Here is a 17,199-nt window from a genome sequence, read left to right as displayed (position 1 = left end):
TCAGGCCAGCTCGAACAGCACCGTGCGGGCCGTCGGGTCGGCGGTGACCAGTCGGACGCGGACCCGTTCGCCGAGCGGCAGTTGGCCGAGGCAGCGGGCGCGCACCGGCGGGGCGTCCAGCGCGACGGTGCCGCCCGGTGGTCGCGGGCGGGACTTGCCGTTGGGCGGGGCGTCCACGTCCAACACGGCCGCGTCGAAGGTCTCGCCCACCCGGTGCTCCAGCACCGCCGCCTCGGCCAACTCGACGGCTCCCCGGGCTGCCGCCGAGGCGACCCGGTCGGTGCTGGCCATCACCTCGGGCAGCCGGGGCAGCGCGGCGCGGGCCCAGTCGGGCACCGGAAGGCCCGCGTGCAGGGCCAGGCAGACCTCGGTGGCGTACCGGTCGGCCAGACGCCGCAACGGCGCCGTGACGTGGGCGTACGTGGCTGCCACGCCACCGTGTTCCGGGTGCTCCGGCAGCTCCCCGTCGAAGGCGGTGTACGCGGCCCCACGCATCAACTCGGCCGCCTGGTCGATGAACGCGGCGGCGCGCGGCTGGGAGGCGTCCAGACCGGCGATCACCTGACCCGGGGCCACGCCGTCCGGCCACTGCACGCCCAGCGGTGCGGCGGCGGCCCGCAGCCGCTGCACGGCCTCCGGTTTCGGCGCCGGCATCGTCCGCAGCAACCCGATCCGGCCGGCCAGCATGATGTCGGCGGCGGCCATCCCGGTCAGCAGGGAGATCTGCGCGTTGTGCTCCTCCATCGGCACCGTCGGACGCAGCACCAGCCGCCAGCCGTCGCCGTCGGGTTCCAGATCCTGCTCGGGCAGCGGCAGGTTGATGGCGCCCCGGCGCAGCCCTCGGGCCGTCAGCCGGTCGCCGATCTCGGGCAGCAGTGCGATCGGCTCGGGCAGCCGCCCGGCGTCGGCCGCCGCCTGCACCCCGGTGTAGTCGAGTTTGGCCCGGCTGCGGACCAGGGCACGTTCCAGCTCGACGGCCACGGTGCCGCCGTCGGCGTCCAGGTCGATGGTCCAGACCACCGCGGCCCGGTCGTCGTCGGGAAGCAGGCTGGCCGCGCCCTCGCTGAGCGTCCGGGGGTGCAGCGGCACGTTGCCGTCGGGCAGGTAGATGGTCTGCCCGCGCCGCCAGGTCTCCGCCTCCAGCGCGCCGCCCGGGGCGACGTGGGCGGCGACGTCGGCGATCGCGTACCGCACCCGGTAGCCGCCACCTGTCCGCCGGGCGAGGTGCATCGCCTGGTCCAGGTCGCGGGAGGTGGCCGGGTCGACCGTGACGAACGGTATGTCGGTGCGGTCGACGGGCGGCCGAGGCGGCGCTCCGGCCGCCTCGTCGGCCTCCCGTTGGGCGTCGGCCGGGAACTCCTCCGACAGGCCGAGTTCGCGGCGCAGCGCGCCGAAGTCGATGCGGGGCGCGAGTACGCGTCGAATGACCACGGGTCAATCCTGACAGCGCCGCCGGTGATCCGCTTCCCGTGACCGGCCGAGATATGTCCCCGGCGAGCCGGGGCGACAGGTGCTCAGCCGGTTGCCTTCCGGGCGGTGCTGCGCGTACTCCGGGGGGCGGTGGCGCGGGCGGCGGCAGGGCGGGCCGGTGACTTGCGGGCGGTGACCTTGCGGGCCGGGGCCTTGGCCGCGACGGTCTTCTTCGCCGGGGCCTTCTTAGCCGCCGCCTTGCGCGCGGTGGCCGACGACGTGCCCGTCGCCTTCGCGGCCGGAGCCTTCTTCGCCGGGGCCTTGCGGGCGCCGCCGCTGGGACCTGTCGACGCGGTCTTCTTCGCGGGCGCCTTCTTGGCGGCCGTCTTCGTCGCCGCCGTCCTCTTCGCCGCTGTCTTCTTCACGGCGGAGGCCTTGGTCGCGGTCTTCCGCGCCGGCGCCTTGGCCGCGGCGGTGGTCTTCTTCGCCGCCGAGGCGGTGGTCTTCTTCGCGGCGCTTGTGGTCTTCTTCGCGGCGCTTGTGGTCTTCGTCGCGGCGCTGGTGGTCTTCTTCGCCGTGCCCGTGGTCTTGTTCGCGGCGGCGGTGGTCTTGCGCGTCGCCGACGCCGAAGCCCGCGTCGCTGACGCCGAAGCCCGCTTCGTTGACGCCGGTGCCCGCTTCGTTGACGCCGAAGCCCGCTTCGTTGACGCCGGTGCCCGCTTCGCCGCGACGGTTGTCGCGCGGGTGGTGGTCTTCTTCGCGGGGGCCTTCTTCGCCGCCGTACTCGTGGCCTTGGTCGTGGCCTTCTTCGCCGGGGCCTTCTTCGCCGCCGTGGTGGTCTTCTTCGCCGGGGCGCGCCCCGCGCCGCCGGCGGCCTTCCGGGCCGGAGCCTTCGCCGCCGCCGCACCCGCGGTGGACTTGCGCACGGGGGTGGTCCGGCTCGCCGCCGTGTTCCGCTCGGCCGCGGCGGTCTTCTTCGCGGTGGTGCGTCGGACGGTCGGGCGGGTGGTGGCCTGCTGTGCTTCGGCCATCGTGGTTCCCTCCTTGGGGACGTGCTCTCGCGTGCGTCCTCGCGGAGCACGAAATACCTCGGCGCGGGACGTCCCGCGCCGTCTACTTGTCCTCCCCGGCCCAACGAGCGTCCTCGGCATCCCACGCCTCGTTGCGCTCCTGCACTCGCTGCAGGGCGTTCTCCGCGTCGGCCGCCGAGTTGTACGGGCCGAGAACGTGCTTCGCCGGACACACGTTGGCGTCCGTCTCGACCCGGTGATGCCGGGTGCACCAGTAGAACTGCCCACCACGTTCGCTGTCGCTCATGGGAATCACTGTGCACCGCGAACCGGCAGGCCGCCACCGGATCGCACAAGTCGCCGACCCTCTCCACAGTAGATATGCATGGCGTTCGTCGGGCCGAAACGGCGAAACGCGTGGGACTGGAAAACCAGAAGGTGCGCAGGTGAGCCCCGCTGTGGGCGCACACCTATGATCGTCGGATGGCGACACCGGACTACATCGTGGGGTTGCGCAAGCACGTCGGTCACGACCTGCTCTGGCTGCCGAGCGTCAGCGCCGTCATCCGCAACGACGCCGGTGAGCTGCTGCTCGGCCAGCGCGCCGACGACGGGCGCTGGTCGGTGATCAGTGGTTTCGTCGAGCCGGGCGAGCAGCCGGCCACCGCGCTGGTCCGCGAGGTACGCGAGGAGACGGGCCTGGACGTCGCCCCGGTGCGGATGTCCAGCGCCGTGTCACACCCGCACACGTATCCGAACGGGGACCGCTGCGAATACCTGAACCTGGGGTTCCTGTGCCGGCTGGTCGCCGGCACCGCCCGGGTCAACGACGACGAGTCGCTGGCCGTGCGGTGGTTTCCGCTGGACCGGCTGCCCGAGCTGGACAAGCACGCCCTGCTGGTCATCGCGTACGCGCTGCGCGAGAACCAGCTGGCCGGTTACCTGGAGCCGGGTACGACGTGGGACGACGTACCCGACTGAGGTTCACACCGGGGTCGGCGCGAGGGCGACCGGCGCGACGGGCGCGGACCGGGCCGCCCGGATGGTGTACGCCAGCGCGTACGGCGTGCAGGCCAGGTAGAGCATGGGCTCCACCAGCACCCGGTTGGTGATCAGGAAGATCTCCCAGTCGATGGGCCGGGGCAGGCCGAAGTTCCAGTCCGTCCAACAGGCGAAGAGCCACAGCGGCGCGGAGATCGGGTCGACGTGCTCCCGCGCGTGGATCGTCGGCCCCGCGCCGATCGCGGTGGGGTACGTGTCGACGACGACGAGGATCACCGCAAGGTCCGCGGCGACGAGTGCGCCGAGGACGCCCACCCACCAGGCGGCGCGGAGGCGACCCCGGGCGGCGAGGCTCGCCGCGGCCCAGAGCGCGAGGGTCAGGCCGGCCAACCAGAGCAGCAGACCGGGTACGGCGGCCAGGTCCTCCGGGCCGATGAGCTGCATCAGCACGATGACTGTCGCACCGACCGGGAGCACCACGCCGAGCGCGATGCGCAGCGGGCCGTCGAGTGCGGTGTGCCGGGCCCAGCGCGCGGCGAACACCGCCAGCAGGACCGCCAGCCCGACGGTGACGGCCGCCCAGAGTGGTTTCTGCGCCCGCTCCAACCAGTTCGGCCCCGTCAGCCAGACCTCGGCCCGGTACATGGCGGCCCCGCTGCCGAGCACGATCCCGACGCAGGCGAGCGGCGACAGCAGCAGTGCGGCGGCGCTGCGACCGACGCGACCGCGGGCCAGGGTGCGGTCGACGAGTGAGGCACCGGCACGGCTGACGGCCAGGCTCGCCGCGAAGCCGAGCATCGTCGTCCAGCGGCCGTTCTCGGCGAGGACGTGCAGCTCGGCGGCCCACTCGCGGCGCAGGTCGTCGCGGACGTCGGCCGGCCAGCGGCGCGCGGCCAACGCCAGCAGCAACACGGCGATGCGCCGGGTCACCACGCCGGCGCCCCGGTGGGCTCGGTGCCGCCCCACGAGCGGCGACCGTCGGGGATCGCGGCACGCAGGTCGGCGAGCGCCTGGCGGGCCTGCGCCACGCCGTCGGCGGTGAGGCGGTAGTAGCGGCGGGCCGGTCGGCCGGCCGCGACGGGGTCGATCGCCTCCCAGTCGGCGGCCAGCCAGCCGGCGCCCTGCAACCGGTGCAGCACCGGGTAGAGGGTGCCGCTGGGCAGGCCGGTCAGTCGCATCAGGTCCAGCCCGTAGCGCTGTTCGTCGGGCTCGGCGAGCAGCGCCGCGAGCACCTTCGCGACCGGAATGGTGATCCGCATCCGACCACTGTATCGGAACTCTACATAGGGTAGGGGTCGTATCCTGGCGGACTTTGCGTCGTCGGGAGGTTGGCGTGGCCGAGTATCCGCAGGACGTCGTGCAGCGCTTCCACGGCACCCCCGAACAGGTCGACGCCGGCCTGGTGGGCGAGCCGCCACGGACGTGGGAGTCCGTCGTCATCGAGGAGTACGACCCGGCCTGGGCGCAGCGGTTCCGCGCCGTCCGGTCGTCGCTCACCGAGGCGCTTGGCGGGCTGATCATCAGCCTGGAACACGTCGGGTCCACGGCGGTGCCGCAGCTCGCCGCCAAGCCCGTCATCGACGTCGACCTCGTCATCGAGGACACCGCCGAGGAGGCCGGCTACCTTCCCGCCCTGGAACGGCTCGGCTACCGGCTCGTCCTGCGGGAGCCCTGGTGGCACGGGCACCGGATGCTGCTCAGCTCCGCCGAGGACGTCAACCTGCACGTGTGGCCGCGGGGTGCGCCGGAACCGGTCCGGCACCGGCTCTTCCGCGACTGGCTGCGCACGCACCCACACGACCGGGAGCGGTACGCCGCGACGAAACGACGCCTCGCGCGGGACACCGCCCATCGGCCCCGGGAGTACAGCCTGGCGAAGAACGAGGTCATCGACGAGATCTACGCGCGCATCTTCGCCGCCTCGGAGGCAGCAGCCGAGGTCGAGCAGCGGGGCGCCACGACCCGGGCCGACGGTTGATAATCCTGGCGGTCACTCTGCCAAAAAGGGGTCTTCGATGGTGCGATGGCGCTGGGTCGCCGGGGTGGTGGCGGCGGCGATGCTCGCTGCTTGTGACACCGACGCGAACGCCACGGTCGACGCTGCGCTACCCCGCGGAGAGAGCCTCGTTGAGCTGCGTCAGCAGGCGCGGGAGGGCTTGGCCCGGTACGACCAGGCCTTCATCGACGCAGGTGGCGCTGACGCCGTCACCCCGACACCCCCACCGTGGAACTCCCCGCCGGGCATCGCCATCGAATCGGCGGCCACGACCGGGGCCGGTACGCAGTTGATCGTCGGCTTCACCGGAACCTTCGGGCCGGCGACCGGACGCTGTGGCGCCGACTACCACGCGGAGTCGGTCGAGTCGGCCAACGCCGTCGTGGTCATCGTCATCGCACAGCACCACAACGGCGGCGAGGTGTGCGACCTCATGGGCTCGCCGCGTACCGCGACCCTCAATCTGGCCCAACCGCTGGGCAAGCGGGTGGTCCTCGACGTACGCCAGGGGCAACCGGTCCCGCTCACCCGCAGGTGAGCGCGTCGGCTGGCCATCCGGAAGTCGTCAGGAACAGTCGAAGCGGTAGTCGAACGGCCTGGTGGGGCAGGCGGTGCAGACGAAGAGGTAGATGCCGCCGACGTCGCCCAGCATGAGCCCGCTCGGGTTCTGGATCGTCCGCCACGGGTGATCGTCGTCGGTGTCCCATCCCCAACCGGCCATCGCCGGACGATCCTCCACCGGAATCCACCGCTTTTCGTGGTGTCGTCCACGGCTCGTGGTCGAACGGGCACCACAGGACCTGAAGCATGTCCGTGCCGGCGAGGAACGGCACCTCGGGCACGTCCTCGGCCAGCAACTGCACCACCGGCACCAGCGGCGCCGCCGGTTCACCCGGACAGTCGCGGTAGTGGTCGTCGGGCTCCGGTCCGTCACACATCGGCCAGGCTTCGTCGGCCGGCCACAGCAGCGGGCCGCCTACCGAACTCTGCTCCGCTGTCGGCGAACCCGGGCGGGGATGTAACCGGACGGTCGTCCGCGCGAAGGGGGCGACCGCCGGAAAGACCTGCGGCACGTCGATGGGGCTGGAAGGGGTGATGTGCACCCGCCGATCGTAGAATGCGCGAAATCCGGCGGCGTTGACCCTGACACGGTGGCAGACCGGAGACTGGTCCCATGGACCTCGATGACTACCGGAGCCACTCCCCCTACAGCGACCCCGGTCGGCACGGCGGGCTCCTCGACGCCGTGGCGACCGACATCCCCGCCGTGGCGGCGACCGCCCGCAACGTGATCGTCCACTACCGCGCGGGCGGCGTCGAGCTGCCCGACAGCCGGCTGGACGAGGTGAACTGCCGCTGGGTGGACCGCATCCTGGACACGGACCAGTCCCGCTTTCCGCTGCCACTCACCGCCGAGCGTCCGGCCGTCGACCGGGTGGCCGGCTGCTGCCGGGACCACACGTTGCTCGCGGTGGCGGTGCTTCGCCAACACGGCATTCCCAGCCGCAGCCGGGTCGGCTTCGCCTCCTACCTCACCCCAGGCTGGCATTATGATCACGTACTGGTCGAGTACTGGGACGGCCACCGTTGGGTGTGGGCGGACCCGGAACTCGACCCGGCCGGCGACTGGCAGTTCGACGGCTACGACATCGACCCGACGGCAGGGCTCTTCGACTCGGCAGCGCGGGTGTGGTCGGCGTACCGGGCCGGGACGATCGACCCGGACGCCTACGGCGTGGCCCCGGAATCCCCGATCCGCGGCGCCTGGTTCATCCACGACTACGTCATCCAGGAACTCGCTCACCGGCAGAAGGACGAGCTGTTGCTGTGGGACCGCTTCGGCGCGATGACCGACGACCTCGCCAACGCCGACCTCACGCTCACCGACGAGATCGCCGCCCTGCTGCTCGAGGCCGACGGCGGCGACGAGGCCGCCGAGAAGGCGCTCGCCGACCGGTACGCGACCGACAGCCGCCTGCGTCCCGGCGCTCGGATACGCAGCTTCTCACCGGTCTCGGACACGGTGAGCACTGTCGATCTGCGCGTCAGCCGAAGGTGAAGGCGTACGCCTCGGCGCCGGGCTCGTCGAACGTGATCTCCAGGGTCCGCTCCCGGACCGCGCCGTCCTGGCGGATGAGCTGGTAGAGGCGGCCGTCCTCCAGCACGCCGTTGCCGGCCTCGTCGACGTCGACGCCGTGAGACGGGCCGGGAGGCGTCCCGTCGAGCAGCACGCGGAACGGGATCGGCGCTCCCGTCCCGGGGGCCAGCACGAGATGCGCGTCGCGGGCGTGGAACCGGAAGGCGATGCCGCCGCCCGCCCGGTCGAGCACGACGTTCTCCGACCCGATCGTCCACTCCCCCGCCAACGCCCACTGGTTGAGGCCGAGGCTCTCCGGCACCTGGTAGACGCGGCGCTCGTCGAGCACCGGGCCGTTGGGCGACGCGAAGTGTTCGCCGCGACTGAAGCCGAGGTACGTCTCGGGCGTGCGCAGATTGCCCCAGTCGGCCTCCGCCTCCGGGCCGAGCCCCTTCACGGGTACGGGTTCGCGCTCGATGCCGAGCAGTTGCTGGAGAACCCGCTCGGACTGCTCGTAGCGCCCCTCGCCGAAGTGCTCGTCGCGGATGACCCCGTGGTCGTCGACGAAGTAGAGCGCCGGCCAGTACTGGTTGGCGAAGGCGCGCCAGATCGCGTAGTCGTTGTCGACCGCGACCGGGTAGTCGATCGATCGGGCCGCCACCGCCCGCCGCACCCAGTCGACCTCGTGCTCGAATCCGAACTCGGGGGTGTGCACCCCGATGACGACCAGCCCGTCGTCGCGGTAGGCCTGCGACCAGGCCCGCACGTACGGCTCCTGGCGCAGCCAGTTGATGCAGGTCAGCGTCCAGAAGTTGACCAGGACGACGCGCCCACCCAGGTCGGCGGGGCCGAGTGGCTCGGAGTTGAGCCACTCGGCCGCCCCGTTCAGCGGGGGCAGGTGCACGGCCATCTAGCGCAGCGACCGGAAGGCGGTGCGAAGCTCCTCGGAGAAGATCTTCGGCTGCTCCCAGGCCGCGAAGTGCCCGCCCACGTCGAGCTTGTTGAAGTAGATGAGGTTGGGGTACGCCTGCTCGGCCCAGCTCTGCGGCGCCTCGTACAGCTCGTCGGGAAAGACACTCACGGCGACCGGGACGGTCACGCCCTTGGCGGCGAAGAACGACAGCTTGTTCTCCGCGTACAGCCGGGATGCGGAGACCGCGGTGTTCGTCAGCCAGTAGAGCGAGATGTTGTCCAGGATGTCGTCGCGGGTGAGGCCGGCCGTGGCCCCGTCGAAGACCTGTGCGATCAGGGCCAGGCTCTTCGCGTCGTGGTCGAGCAGGAAGGACGCCAGACCGACCGGGGAGTCCGCCAGCCCGGTCAGCGTCTGCGGACGCGTCGCCATCATGAGGGCATACGCGACGTGCTTCCAGACGTAGTTGACTTCCTCGGCAGCGCGCATCTCGTCGGCGGACAGGCCGGACGGCAGCGAGCCCATGGCGTTGTTCGCGCCGGTGGTGTCGCCCTGGAACAACAGGTCGATCTCGGGTGGGACCGCACCGGGCATGTTGGTGTGGATGCCGAGCAGCTCCGGCGGCGCCTGCTTACCCATCTGGTCCACGATGACGGCGCCCCAGTCGCCGCCCTGGGCGACGAACCGCGAGTAGCCGAGACGCTTCATCAGCTCGGTCCAGGCGGCCGCGATCTTCTCCGGATTCCAGCCCGACTCGGTCGGCTTGCCGGAGAAACCGTGGCCCGGCAACGACGGGATCACCAGGTGGAAGGCGTCCGACGCACTGCCACCGTGGGCGGTGGGGTCGGTCAGCGGTTCGATGATCTTCATCTGCTCGATCACCGATCCGGGCCACCCGTGGGTCACGATGAGCGGCAGCGCGTCCTCGTGCTTCGAGCGCACGTGGATGAAGTGGATGTCGACGCCGTCGATGGTGGTCATGAACTGCGGTACGGCGTTCATTCGTGCTTCGACCTTGCGCCAGTCGTACTCGTTCTCCCAATAGCGGGCGACGGCCTGAATGGTGGCGAGTGGGACGCCCTGCGACTGGTCGTCCACCGTTTCCTTGTCCGGCCAGCGGGTGGCCGCGATGCGCCGTTTCAGGTCGTCCAGGTCCGCCTGGGGAATGTCGACCGAGAACGGCCGAATCTCCGTGGTGCCGGGGCGAGTCTTGGTCTTGACAGCCATGCGTGTTCCTCTCCGTCTAGGTTTGCGCCTCGTGAGGGGAATCATGGGGTGAGGGCACTGCCCGGACCTGTGTGCCAATTCGAGATGGGCACGCCGCCGCCATATCTCGGAGCCTAGAACGCCGCGCCCCGGGCTCGTGGCGATACGAGCAGTCCCTCAGTTGTCGTGCTCGGGGGCGGGCACCGCGTGCTCGGCGGCCCGGCTGACCTGTTCCCAGCCCGCCCAGGTGTCCATCCGTCGGCGGGCGATGTCGAACGCCAGGTCGTACACCATGCTCCCGAGCAGGAGCCGCAACGGCGGGTCGTCGCTGTCGACCAGGCGCAGCAGCGCCTCGGCGGCCAGCCGGGGCTCGCTGTCGATCGACCCCTCCGCCCACTGTCGTTCCAGTTCGGCGCGCAGCGGCGCGTAGTCCTCCATCGGAGTGGTGGCGCTCAGACTGGTGTAGAGGTCGGTCCAGTAACCGCCCGGCTGCACGATGCTGAGTGTGATGTCGAAGGCGGCCGCCTCCATTGCCAACGCCTCGCTCATGCCTTCCAGGGCGAATTTGCTCGCGCTGTACATGCCGGTGCTCGGAAAACCGCCGAGCGCGGCGATGCTGGACACCTGCACGATGTGGCCGGACCGTTGGGCGCGCAGGTGCGGCAGCACCGCCTGACTGACCCACAGCGCCCCGAACAGGTTGACCTCGAACTGGGCTCGCGCCTGCGCCTCGGTGAACTCTTCGACCATTCCCATGGACAGGGTCCCCGCGTTGTTGACGACGATGTCGAGCCGTCCGAAGTGCTCGACGGCGACGGCCACGGCGGCGAAGACCGCCGCCCGGTCGGTCACGTCGAGGGTCAGGGTCAGCAGTCGGTCGCCGTACCGCTCGTCGAAGTCCTCCCGGGTGATGGTCCGAGCGGCGGCGACCACCCGGTCCCCACGGTCGAGCGCCGCGTTGGCGAAGGCGCGGCCCAGGCCGCGGCTGGCACCGGTGATGAACCAGGTACGCATGTCGGTCTCCACTCTCCAAGCGAGACGAGACGGTCCGTCTCGTTGTGATGGAGGTTAGGCCGCGCCACGCCTGCCGTCAAGACGAGACGGTTCGTCTCGTCGCTGATATCGTGGTGCCCCATGACGCCCAACACGGCCCGCCGGAGAGAGACCTCCCGACGCGCCATCCTCACCGCGGCCTTCGACCTGCTCCAGGAGATCGGGTACGCGAAGGTCAGCATCGAGGGCATCGCCGCGCGAGCCGGCGTCGGCAAACAGACCATCTACCGCTGGTGGCCGTCCAAGGGCGCGGTCATCTTCGACGCCTTCCTCATGCTCAGCGAGACCACCGAGGGTGGACCGCCAACGTTGCCGGACACCGGCGACCTGGCCGCCGACCTGACCCTGGTGCTCCGCGCCACGGTCGAGGAGATGAACGATCCCCGCTACGAGCAACCGATGCGCGCCCTGGCCACCGAGATCGCGCTCGACCCCGAGCTGGCGGCCGCCTACGCCGAACGCCTGGACGGGCCGTTGAAACAGGCCAAACGGCAGCGCCTGCGCAGCGCCCAACAGGCCGGACAACTGGCCGAGGACATCGACCTGGACGTGGCGGTGGACCTGATCTGGGGACCGCTGCTCAGCCGATGGCTGCACCGCAGCGGCCCGCTCACCGCCGAGTACGCCGACCTCGTCGTCACCACCGCCCTGAGCGGATTACGCCCCCGGCCATGACCACCGCCGGGTGGACTCTCGGCAGGGACGCTGGCACTGGCACCGAGGTCAGGCGAACGACAGTTCGGCGAAGCTGATCCCGGCACGCTCGGCGGGGGTGAGCATCTGCCGGGCGACATGCTGCGGCGGCGTCCGAAGGAACTGGGTGTAACCAGAAGCTCGGAGGCGGAGATCGAAATTCTGACCCTCGATGTGCCACAACGGCTCCGGGTTGCTGTCCGGGGATTCGAGGCGGTGCAGGTCGGCGATCTCCATGATGTCGTGGAGCGGGCCGAGCCGGCCGTCGACGTCCCACGCGCCGTCGAACACGAGCGTCGCCGGCGCGATCCAGAAGGTGAAGCGCTGGCCTTCTTCCGCAGGTTGCACCCACCGCACGATGTAGTCGAGATCCAGCAGCATCCTGGCGGGCGGAAGGGTGTCGTCCACGCAGTCGGCAACGCTCAGCGCATGGATCCGGCAGTCATGCCATCCCATGCTCGGGAAGTCGGCGTCGGTCCAGGTGGCCTTGGACAGTCCTGACGGACCGTGCGGCAAGCTGATCACCGAATCAGTATCCCCGAGTGGTCCGCTCGTTCATCAGGCGCGCCGCCTGGAGTCGAGCCATTCAGCTTCGTTCCACATTACCGGAGTTGCGCCGACCGGTTCGAATCGAATGCGCGGATCATTGCTCTGCACCAGGCACATCAGACGGCGACCGAGGAGGGCAGCGCTGCGCGACTGGTCAGCCACGATGTCGAGCACGCTCTGAGCCGCACGGGGGCAGCGGGCGGCGAAGCTGTCGTAGCTGCGGAATACCAGCGCCAGTCCGGTGGTATTCGACGCCCAGCCGTAGCCCTGACTGACGACGTCTCGCATGCAGTCGTTGAGGGCGTCAAGGTTATGCCCGTAATAGTGGGGAAAGTCCAGTGCAGCGGCAATATCGCGGTGGAGATCGCGCTCGGTGGCCCAGTGTGCGGCGTCGATACGGGTGACCTGGTAGCCGTGCGCGCTCAACCAGGCGGTGGTCTGATCCAGGATCGCCGAACGCCAGAACAGGGTCACCGAGGTATTGGTCAGCAGTCGGAGATCGAGATCGTGCCCGAGCTCATCCGCGGGGTCAGAGGCCACCATGATTCCCGAGGCTAACGGCAAGTCGTCACCACCGCCCTGAACGGACTGCTACGCCGCTGTTTCGACGCGTGACGGTTCGCCCGACGACTTTGCGCTGCCCCGCCATGCTGCGGCAACATCAGGCGCCGTGACGGCACCAGACGCGGCTCCCGAGAACGACACCCCGGTCGGCACCAACGACACACCCCGGCGGAGTCGGCGGGTCAGACACCTGTTGGCCGGTGCCGGAGTCACCGCTCTGGCCGCCGTACTCGGCATCACCCTCGCCGTCCGCGGCGGCGCCACCCCGGCCTGCGCCGCACCACCGACGGGAAACACCGTCCACAAGGCGAAGGCCAGCTTCTACGACGCCGGCCGTTCGGGCGGCAACTGCTCCTTCCCGGGTCCACCGGCAGACCGGCTCTACGTGGCCCTCGGCTCGTCGGCGTACTCCGGGTCCGCGGCCTGCGGCAGCTACCTGGACGTGACCGGTCCGAAGGGCAGCGTCCGGGTCATGGTCATGGACCAGTGCGGCGGGTGCGGTACCGGCAAGATCGACCTCTCCGACGAGGCGTTCGCCAAGATCGCCGATCGGGCGCAGGGCATCGCGCAGGTGACGTACCGGGCGGTGGTGAACCCTCCGCTCGACGGCGGCCTCACCTTCCGGATGAAGGGTGGCGCCTCGCGGTACTGGTTCGCGGTGCAGGTCGGCAACCACGGCAACCCGCTCCGGTCGGTGGAGGCGAAGGGACCCGGCGGCGGCTTCCGCAAGGCGGCCCGCCAGAGTGACAACTACTGGACCGTCGAGGGCGGCCTCGGCCCCGGGCCGTACAGCATCAGGGTCACCGACGTGTACGGGCGCCAGGCGACCGCCACCGCCATCCGGATGGTCACGAAGCAGGTCCAACGCAGTACGGCCGCCCTCGCCACGCCCACGCCCAGCAGTTCGCCCTCGGCCCCGCCGTCCCCCAGCATCGCGCCCTCGCCGGCCCCGTCCGAATCGGTCGCGCCAACGGCGACCGTCGAAGCGCTCGCCGGTGCCGTCCCGCTCAACGCCCCCCGCTGCTGACTCACCCGCCCTAACCTGCCTGGGTCCGGGCGCGGTTGAGGATGGTCCGCGCGAGCGCGGCGAGCTGGGTCCGCAGCTCGTCGTCGGCCCGTCCGTGGAGGTCGTCCTCAAGACGAGTGGCCAGCGCGCTGACGGCCGGAAGCAGGTCGTCCAGCTGGCTGCCCTCGTATCCCACCACGTAGAGACCGTGCGTCCCCACCTCGGCGGTGATGCTCCTGTCGAGGATCCGCTCGGCGGTGTCGGCCGCGATCAGTGCCACCGCGGTTGGCAGGTCTGGCTCCCCGAGCCCCAGTTCGGCGAGGACCGCCGCCAGGCGCCGGTTCGCGTCATGCACCGGCAGTGTCCGGGCTGACTCCGACGCGAGCGCCACCACGGCCTCGCCGTCGACGCCGGCCACCAGCAGGTCGCAGGCCAGCATCACCGCGTGGTGCGGGTCGGCGTTGTCGAGCAGCGCTCGGGCCTGCTCGACCCGGAGCCGGCGACGGAGTGTGTCGTCCACGAGCCGAGGCTAGGCGACCTCGCACAATCGGCTCGGACAGTCGTTGGTCAGTGTGAGCACGGCTTCCCGCCCCGGAGTTGATCCATCCGATCACCGGAGGGGCAGGGGGCAGCAGGCGCTGTCGGCGCAGGCGACCAGGTCGTCACAACCGGCCGAGATGGCGTCCCGCAGGGTGTCGCGGATGACCGTCAGGTCCGCCAGCCGCTGCTCGACCTCGATGAGCTTCTCCCTGGCCCGTGCCTGGAGGCCGATGTCGGACCGGCCCCGGTGCCGGCCGGCGTCGAGCAGGTCGGCGACCTCCTTGAGGGTGAAACCCAGGCGTTGCGCGGTCTTGATGACCCGCAGCAGGGTGACCGTCTCGGGCGGGTAGAGCCGGTGCCCGCCCGGCGACCGCTGCGGCGAGTCGAGCAGACCCCGGCGCTCGTAGTAGCGCAGCGTCTGCTGGTTGACTCCTGCCGCATCGGCCAGTTGACCGCTGCGCAGGCCCGACCCGGTCACCTCTGATCCCGCAGGGACACGGCCCGTTCGGCGAGGGCGTCGAGCACGTCGACGTGGGCCGCCGGCACCCGGACGTCCAGCGAGAGCGAGTCGGGGTCCGGCCGGGAGAGGTCGAACGTGAAGAACGAGCAGCAGGACGACTCCCGGGCCGTCAGGTCCCGCGCCATCTCCTCGGTCCGCGCACCACCGTCGAGCCGCAACCGCAGGTGCCGCGCCGACAGCCGGTCGAGGCCCCGCACGGCAGCGGCGCAGAACTGATCGAACTCGGCGAGCCGCAGCGGCCGTTCCGCCGTCGGGAGGGTGCAGGCCTCCGGCACCCGGGCGTCGTCAGTCGTGACGTGGCGATCACTCATACCGTCGACGGTAAGCCTGTACCCAGGTATCAGATGCAAGCCCGACGCACGGGACCTCAGGCTCGACCGGACCGGCGAGGCCGTCGGGCCAGGGACAACCACCCGAGGAACCGGGCGTGCATGGCCGGCAGGTTCGGACGCAGACCCAGACCATGTACGTCGTCGATCGCCTCGTGCATCGACGCGGCCAGGTAGAACGCCAAAGCGATCGAATGACCGTAGAACTCGGCCGCGAGATCCAGTTGAGCCCGGCCACACGGCCAGGGCGCGGCGCAGTTTCGGCACAGCCACGCCGGGCGCATCGGCAGGTGTGGGCGAGGGCGGGCGGTCATCCGACCCGCACCGAACCCCGGCGGACGGGCCGGCGCCTGGCGGGTTTGGTCGGTGCCGCGGGCTGGGCCTGGAGCCGTACGCCCGCCCGCAGCACGTACAACTCTCGCCGCGCCACCGCGTCGCCGGCGGCGCTCAGCTCGTACCCCTCAATCCACACCCAACCGTCGTACGTGTGCCGCTCGGGCAGCTCACGGATCACGCGCACGAAGATCGGGCGCAGGAACTGCACGCTCGCCGCCGTGGTCAGGAGGACCACATCGCCGGCCTTCATCGTCCCGATCACCACGACCCCCTGGGGTACGCCACAGCGCGGCTCACGCCGTCTGGCGCGTCCGGGTTCGGGGGCTTGCGCTTCTCGGGCATGTTGTCGGGCACCGGTCTCCCCCTGGTGTCGTTGGGAAGGGGCCGCTCCCGTGAGTGCTCGCCCACCGGGAGCGGCCCCGCTACGAACGCGACCGCCAGACCTCTTCGTCCTTACGGCCGCGCCGCCTGGTGACACTCTGCTGTGGAGACCACTACGCTCGACAGGTGCGCCCGGCGTCTGGGCTGACCTGGCAGAACACGCCCGACCGGTGGGGAATCTCAGGAAGCGGATCTCCGATCTGAGGAGCGTTGCATGGCTGATGTGCCAAGTCCCCTCGCGGACTTCATCGTGAGTGAGATCCGCCGCGCCCGTGGAGCGTCCGGAATGACGCAGGAGGCGTTCGGCCGGGCAGCGGGCTTCAGCGCATCGCATGTCAGCGCCGTGGAGAGCGGCACCCGGGCGCTGACGATCGACTTCATCCGGGGAGCGGACCGCGCCTTCAGTAACGGCGGGCTGTTCGGACGACTGGTGGTGAAACTCGGCGCACCGTCGTGGTTCCTGCCATGGCTGGACGCCGAGCGCGGCGCGCGACAACTTCGCCTCTTCGAGCCACTACTGATCCCGGGGCTACTCCAGACCGAGAACTACGCCCGCGTGGTGATGCGCCTGAACGACCTCATGTCAGCCACCGAGGTGGACCAGCAGGTAAGCGCTCGCATGAGCCGACACAAGATCCTGACCGGTGACACGCCGCCGCAGGTGGTAGCCGTGCTGGATGAATCCACGCTCCGTCGCGCCGGCGACGAGCACGCCGGCATCATGGCGGAGCAGGTCGCGCACCTCATCACCGTCGCTGAGTTGCCGCACGTCCACGTGCACGTGATCCCGGCGGGAGCCGGCCTCCACATCGGGTTGTCCGGACCGTTCGCGCTGGCGCGGGCCAGCGACGGAACATGGGTCGGGCACCTCGAAAATCAGCTGGGCGGGATCGTGGTCGACAGCGAAGATGGGCTACATACTCTTCAGACGAGGTGGGAGAACGTGCGGAACGAAGCGCTCCCGCGCCGACAGTCCAACGATCTGATGAAGGAAGTGCACAGCGATCATGGACCTCACTAACGCCACCTGGCGCAAGTCCCGGCGCAGCGGATCGTCCGGGGGCAACTGCGTCGAAATCGCCGACAACCTGCCCGGCGTCATCGGCGTTCGGGACAGCAAGGACCCTGCCGGCCCGGCACTGACCTTCGCCCCGGCTGATTGGCGGGCGTTCGTCGCTCAGGTCGCCGAGCGGCGGTAACGGGAGCCGTCTCGTCGGACCTCGGTGCCAGACTGCCTGGATGACCGAACGCCTTGCGCCTGTCCTCCGAACCACGGACGCCAACGCCGCCGCGACGTGGTACTCCCGCCTTGGTTTCGTGCAGCAGTGGGAGCACCGGTTCGCCCCTGACCTACCGCTCTACGTGAGCATCGTCCGCGGCGGTGTGGAGATCCATCTGTCGGAGCACACCGGGGATGCGCGGCCAGACACCCTGTTGTACCTGTACGTCGACGACATCGATGCGGCGGCGGCTGCCTGCGGCGTGGGAGCCGTCGGACAGAAGGACTGGGGACGTGAGTTCGAGGTGGTCGACCCGGACGGCAACCGGCTCCGCATCGGGGCTCTGCACCGATGAGCCTCCCGCCGTCATCGACGGCGCCCACTCGGAAGGAGTATC

25 protein-coding genes are annotated in these 17,199 nt (G+C 70.5%); 9 read left to right on the top strand and 16 right to left on the bottom strand.

The window, feature by feature from the left end; genetic code table 11:
* The 3 genes from AB0A90_RS10935 to AB0A90_RS10925 all read right to left on the bottom strand — a co-directional run bounded on the left by AB0A90_RS10935 (position 1) and on the right by AB0A90_RS10925 (position 2,727).
* On the bottom strand, positions 1-1,431 hold the full coding sequence (locus AB0A90_RS10935; protein ID WP_357244999.1) for an RNB domain-containing ribonuclease: 1,431 nt from the start codon (positions 1,429-1,431) through the stop codon (positions 1-3).
* An 83-nt stretch (positions 1,432-1,514) separates the two neighbouring features.
* On the bottom strand, positions 1,515-2,441 hold the full coding sequence (locus AB0A90_RS10930; protein ID WP_357244997.1) for a histone: 927 nt from the start codon (positions 2,439-2,441) through the stop codon (positions 1,515-1,517).
* Between the two features lie 82 nt (positions 2,442-2,523).
* Positions 2,524-2,727 carry a hypothetical protein gene (locus tag AB0A90_RS10925; RefSeq protein WP_357244995.1) on the bottom strand — a complete coding sequence of 68 codons (204 nt, stop codon included), beginning with the start codon at positions 2,725-2,727 and terminating at the stop codon, positions 2,524-2,526.
* A gap of 176 nt (positions 2,728-2,903) precedes the next feature.
* Here AB0A90_RS10925 and AB0A90_RS10920 point away from each other — a divergent pair, with 176 nt between their 5' ends.
* Positions 2,904-3,401 (top strand): NUDIX domain-containing protein, encoded by a 498-nt coding sequence (locus AB0A90_RS10920; RefSeq protein WP_357244992.1) that lies wholly within the window; start codon positions 2,904-2,906, stop codon positions 3,399-3,401.
* A 3-nt stretch (positions 3,402-3,404) separates the two neighbouring features.
* On the opposite strand, the gene AB0A90_RS10915 is transcribed toward AB0A90_RS10920, so the two are convergent.
* Both AB0A90_RS10915 and AB0A90_RS10910 read right to left on the bottom strand, forming a co-directional pair.
* Positions 3,405-4,355, bottom strand: a complete 951-nt coding sequence (locus tag AB0A90_RS10915) for a hypothetical protein (protein WP_357244990.1) — start codon at positions 4,353-4,355, stop codon at positions 3,405-3,407.
* Positions 4,349-4,681 (bottom strand): helix-turn-helix transcriptional regulator, encoded by a 333-nt coding sequence (locus tag AB0A90_RS10910; protein ID WP_357244988.1) that lies wholly within the window; start codon positions 4,679-4,681, stop codon positions 4,349-4,351. The genes AB0A90_RS10915 and AB0A90_RS10910 overlap by 7 nt, the downstream gene beginning before the upstream one ends.
* A 74-nt stretch (positions 4,682-4,755) precedes the next feature.
* On the opposite strand from AB0A90_RS10910, the gene AB0A90_RS10905 reads away from it, so the two are divergent.
* Positions 4,756-5,400, top strand: coding sequence for a GrpB family protein (locus tag AB0A90_RS10905; RefSeq protein WP_357244986.1), 645 nt, complete (start codon positions 4,756-4,758; stop codon positions 5,398-5,400).
* A gap of 37 nt (positions 5,401-5,437) precedes the next feature.
* Positions 5,438-5,956 carry a hypothetical protein gene (locus tag AB0A90_RS10900; protein WP_357244984.1) on the top strand — a complete coding sequence of 173 codons (519 nt, stop codon included), beginning with the start codon at positions 5,438-5,440 and terminating at the stop codon, positions 5,954-5,956.
* 27 nt (positions 5,957-5,983) lie between these two features.
* On the opposite strand, the gene AB0A90_RS10895 is transcribed toward AB0A90_RS10900, so the two are convergent.
* Entirely contained in the window at positions 5,984-6,157 is a 174-nt protein-coding gene (locus AB0A90_RS10895; RefSeq protein WP_357244982.1) for a hypothetical protein, read from the bottom strand.
* Positions 6,158-6,592: 435 nt separating this feature from the next.
* Here AB0A90_RS10895 and AB0A90_RS10890 point away from each other — a divergent pair, with 435 nt between their 5' ends.
* Entirely contained in the window at positions 6,593-7,477 is an 885-nt protein-coding gene (locus tag AB0A90_RS10890; protein WP_357244980.1) for a transglutaminase domain-containing protein, read from the top strand.
* Here AB0A90_RS10890 and AB0A90_RS10885 read toward each other — a convergent pair.
* The 3 genes from AB0A90_RS10885 to AB0A90_RS10875 all read right to left on the bottom strand — a co-directional run bounded on the left by AB0A90_RS10885 (position 7,464) and on the right by AB0A90_RS10875 (position 10,625).
* Complete coding sequence (locus AB0A90_RS10885) at positions 7,464-8,405, bottom strand: redoxin family protein (protein ID WP_357244978.1); 942 nt, start codon at positions 8,403-8,405, stop codon at positions 7,464-7,466. The two genes, AB0A90_RS10890 and AB0A90_RS10885, sit on opposite strands and share 14 nt — an antisense overlap.
* On the bottom strand, positions 8,406-9,632 hold the full coding sequence (locus AB0A90_RS10880; RefSeq protein ID WP_357244976.1) for an epoxide hydrolase family protein: 1,227 nt from the start codon (positions 9,630-9,632) through the stop codon (positions 8,406-8,408).
* A gap of 156 nt (positions 9,633-9,788) precedes the next feature.
* Positions 9,789-10,625: an SDR family oxidoreductase gene (locus AB0A90_RS10875; protein ID WP_357244974.1), complete on the bottom strand. Its 837-nt coding sequence runs from the start codon at positions 10,623-10,625 to the stop codon at positions 9,789-9,791.
* Positions 10,626-10,745: 120 nt separating this feature from the next.
* Here AB0A90_RS10875 and AB0A90_RS10870 point away from each other — a divergent pair, with 120 nt between their 5' ends.
* Entirely contained in the window at positions 10,746-11,339 is a 594-nt protein-coding gene (locus AB0A90_RS10870) for a TetR/AcrR family transcriptional regulator (RefSeq protein ID WP_357244972.1), read from the top strand.
* A 48-nt stretch (positions 11,340-11,387) separates the two neighbouring features.
* Here AB0A90_RS10870 and AB0A90_RS10865 read toward each other — a convergent pair whose 3' ends face one another.
* Both AB0A90_RS10865 and AB0A90_RS10860 read right to left on the bottom strand, forming a co-directional pair.
* A complete protein-coding gene (locus tag AB0A90_RS10865; RefSeq protein WP_357244970.1) occupies positions 11,388-11,882 on the bottom strand; it encodes a hypothetical protein in 495 nt (164 codons plus the stop codon).
* A 33-nt stretch (positions 11,883-11,915) separates the two neighbouring features.
* Positions 11,916-12,449: a barstar family protein gene (locus tag AB0A90_RS10860; protein ID WP_357244968.1), complete on the bottom strand. Its 534-nt coding sequence runs from the start codon at positions 12,447-12,449 to the stop codon at positions 11,916-11,918.
* Between the two features lie 127 nt (positions 12,450-12,576).
* Here AB0A90_RS10860 and AB0A90_RS10855 point away from each other — a divergent pair, with 127 nt between their 5' ends.
* Positions 12,577-13,497, top strand: coding sequence for an expansin EXLX1 family cellulose-binding protein (locus tag AB0A90_RS10855; RefSeq protein WP_357244966.1), 921 nt, complete (start codon positions 12,577-12,579; stop codon positions 13,495-13,497).
* Positions 13,498-13,507: 10 nt separating this feature from the next.
* Here AB0A90_RS10855 and AB0A90_RS10850 read toward each other — a convergent pair whose 3' ends face one another.
* From AB0A90_RS10850 to AB0A90_RS10830, 5 genes are all read right to left on the bottom strand, one after another.
* The gene (locus AB0A90_RS10850) at positions 13,508-13,996 is read right to left on the bottom strand and encodes a hypothetical protein (RefSeq protein WP_357244964.1); all 489 of its coding nucleotides are present in this window, start codon (positions 13,994-13,996) and stop codon (positions 13,508-13,510) included.
* A gap of 90 nt (positions 13,997-14,086) precedes the next feature.
* A complete protein-coding gene (locus AB0A90_RS10845) occupies positions 14,087-14,494 on the bottom strand; it encodes a MerR family transcriptional regulator (protein ID WP_357244962.1) in 408 nt (135 codons plus the stop codon).
* Entirely contained in the window at positions 14,491-14,847 is a 357-nt protein-coding gene (locus tag AB0A90_RS10840) for a hypothetical protein (protein ID WP_357244960.1), read from the bottom strand. Before AB0A90_RS10840 ends, AB0A90_RS10845 begins: the two co-directional genes overlap by 4 nt.
* Positions 14,848-14,903: 56 nt before the next feature.
* Positions 14,904-15,179, bottom strand: a complete 276-nt coding sequence (locus AB0A90_RS10835; protein ID WP_357244958.1) for a hypothetical protein — start codon at positions 15,177-15,179, stop codon at positions 14,904-14,906.
* Positions 15,176-15,451, bottom strand: a complete 276-nt coding sequence (locus tag AB0A90_RS10830; protein WP_357245202.1) for a hypothetical protein — start codon at positions 15,449-15,451, stop codon at positions 15,176-15,178. Before AB0A90_RS10830 ends, AB0A90_RS10835 begins: the two co-directional genes overlap by 4 nt.
* 345 nt (positions 15,452-15,796) lie before the next feature.
* Between AB0A90_RS10830 and AB0A90_RS10825 the strand changes: the two genes are divergently transcribed.
* Genes AB0A90_RS10825 through AB0A90_RS10815 form a run of 3 tightly spaced genes read left to right on the top strand, consistent with a single transcriptional unit; the run spans position 15,797 to position 17,157 of the window.
* Positions 15,797-16,603 (top strand): helix-turn-helix transcriptional regulator, encoded by an 807-nt coding sequence (locus AB0A90_RS10825; protein ID WP_357244956.1) that lies wholly within the window; start codon positions 15,797-15,799, stop codon positions 16,601-16,603.
* On the top strand, positions 16,590-16,781 hold the full coding sequence (locus AB0A90_RS10820; RefSeq protein ID WP_357244954.1) for a DUF397 domain-containing protein: 192 nt from the start codon (positions 16,590-16,592) through the stop codon (positions 16,779-16,781). The genes AB0A90_RS10825 and AB0A90_RS10820 overlap by 14 nt, the downstream gene beginning before the upstream one ends.
* Before the next feature lie 40 nt (positions 16,782-16,821).
* Positions 16,822-17,157 carry a glyoxalase superfamily protein gene (locus AB0A90_RS10815; protein WP_357244952.1) on the top strand — a complete coding sequence of 112 codons (336 nt, stop codon included), beginning with the start codon at positions 16,822-16,824 and terminating at the stop codon, positions 17,155-17,157.
* Positions 17,158-17,199 lie beyond the last annotated feature (42 nt).

Origin of the sequence: Micromonospora sp. NPDC049204, from assembly GCF_040647935.1 — a bacterium.
Classification (GTDB): domain Bacteria; phylum Actinomycetota; class Actinomycetes; order Mycobacteriales; family Micromonosporaceae; genus Micromonospora.
This window is presented reverse-complemented; position numbering and strand designations above follow the sequence as displayed.

What these genes read in the sequence shown, in the direction of transcription:
- AB0A90_RS10820 (WP_357244954.1), top strand. Translation starts at nt 16,590, where the DNA reads ATGGACCTCACTAACGCCACCTGGCGCAAGTCCCGGCGCAGCGGATCG.
- AB0A90_RS10835 (WP_357244958.1), bottom strand. Translation starts at nt 15,179, where the DNA reads ATGACCGCCCGCCCTCGCCCACACCTGCCGATGCGCCCGGCGTGGCTG.
- AB0A90_RS10880 (WP_357244976.1), bottom strand. Translation starts at nt 9,632, where the DNA reads ATGGCTGTCAAGACCAAGACTCGCCCCGGCACCACGGAGATTCGGCCG.
- AB0A90_RS10890 (WP_357244980.1), top strand. Translation starts at nt 6,593, where the DNA reads ATGGACCTCGATGACTACCGGAGCCACTCCCCCTACAGCGACCCCGGT.
- AB0A90_RS10815 (WP_357244952.1), top strand. Translation starts at nt 16,822, where the DNA reads ATGACCGAACGCCTTGCGCCTGTCCTCCGAACCACGGACGCCAACGCC.
- AB0A90_RS10840 (WP_357244960.1), bottom strand. Translation starts at nt 14,847, where the DNA reads ATGAGTGATCGCCACGTCACGACTGACGACGCCCGGGTGCCGGAGGCC.
- AB0A90_RS10870 (WP_357244972.1), top strand. Translation starts at nt 10,746, where the DNA reads ATGACGCCCAACACGGCCCGCCGGAGAGAGACCTCCCGACGCGCCATC.
- AB0A90_RS10875 (WP_357244974.1), bottom strand. Translation starts at nt 10,625, where the DNA reads ATGCGTACCTGGTTCATCACCGGTGCCAGCCGCGGCCTGGGCCGCGCC.
- AB0A90_RS10910 (WP_357244988.1), bottom strand. Translation starts at nt 4,681, where the DNA reads ATGCGGATCACCATTCCGGTCGCGAAGGTGCTCGCGGCGCTGCTCGCC.
- AB0A90_RS10885 (WP_357244978.1), bottom strand. Translation starts at nt 8,405, where the DNA reads ATGGCCGTGCACCTGCCCCCGCTGAACGGGGCGGCCGAGTGGCTCAAC.
- AB0A90_RS10930 (WP_357244997.1), bottom strand. Translation starts at nt 2,441, where the DNA reads ATGGCCGAAGCACAGCAGGCCACCACCCGCCCGACCGTCCGACGCACC.
- AB0A90_RS10925 (WP_357244995.1), bottom strand. Translation starts at nt 2,727, where the DNA reads ATGAGCGACAGCGAACGTGGTGGGCAGTTCTACTGGTGCACCCGGCAT.
- AB0A90_RS10830 (WP_357245202.1), bottom strand. Translation starts at nt 15,451, where the DNA reads ATGAAGGCCGGCGATGTGGTCCTCCTGACCACGGCGGCGAGCGTGCAG.
- AB0A90_RS10860 (WP_357244968.1), bottom strand. Translation starts at nt 12,449, where the DNA reads ATGGTGGCCTCTGACCCCGCGGATGAGCTCGGGCACGATCTCGATCTC.
- AB0A90_RS10900 (WP_357244984.1), top strand. Translation starts at nt 5,438, where the DNA reads ATGGTGCGATGGCGCTGGGTCGCCGGGGTGGTGGCGGCGGCGATGCTC.
- AB0A90_RS10920 (WP_357244992.1), top strand. Translation starts at nt 2,904, where the DNA reads ATGGCGACACCGGACTACATCGTGGGGTTGCGCAAGCACGTCGGTCAC.
- AB0A90_RS10825 (WP_357244956.1), top strand. Translation starts at nt 15,797, where the DNA reads ATGGCTGATGTGCCAAGTCCCCTCGCGGACTTCATCGTGAGTGAGATC.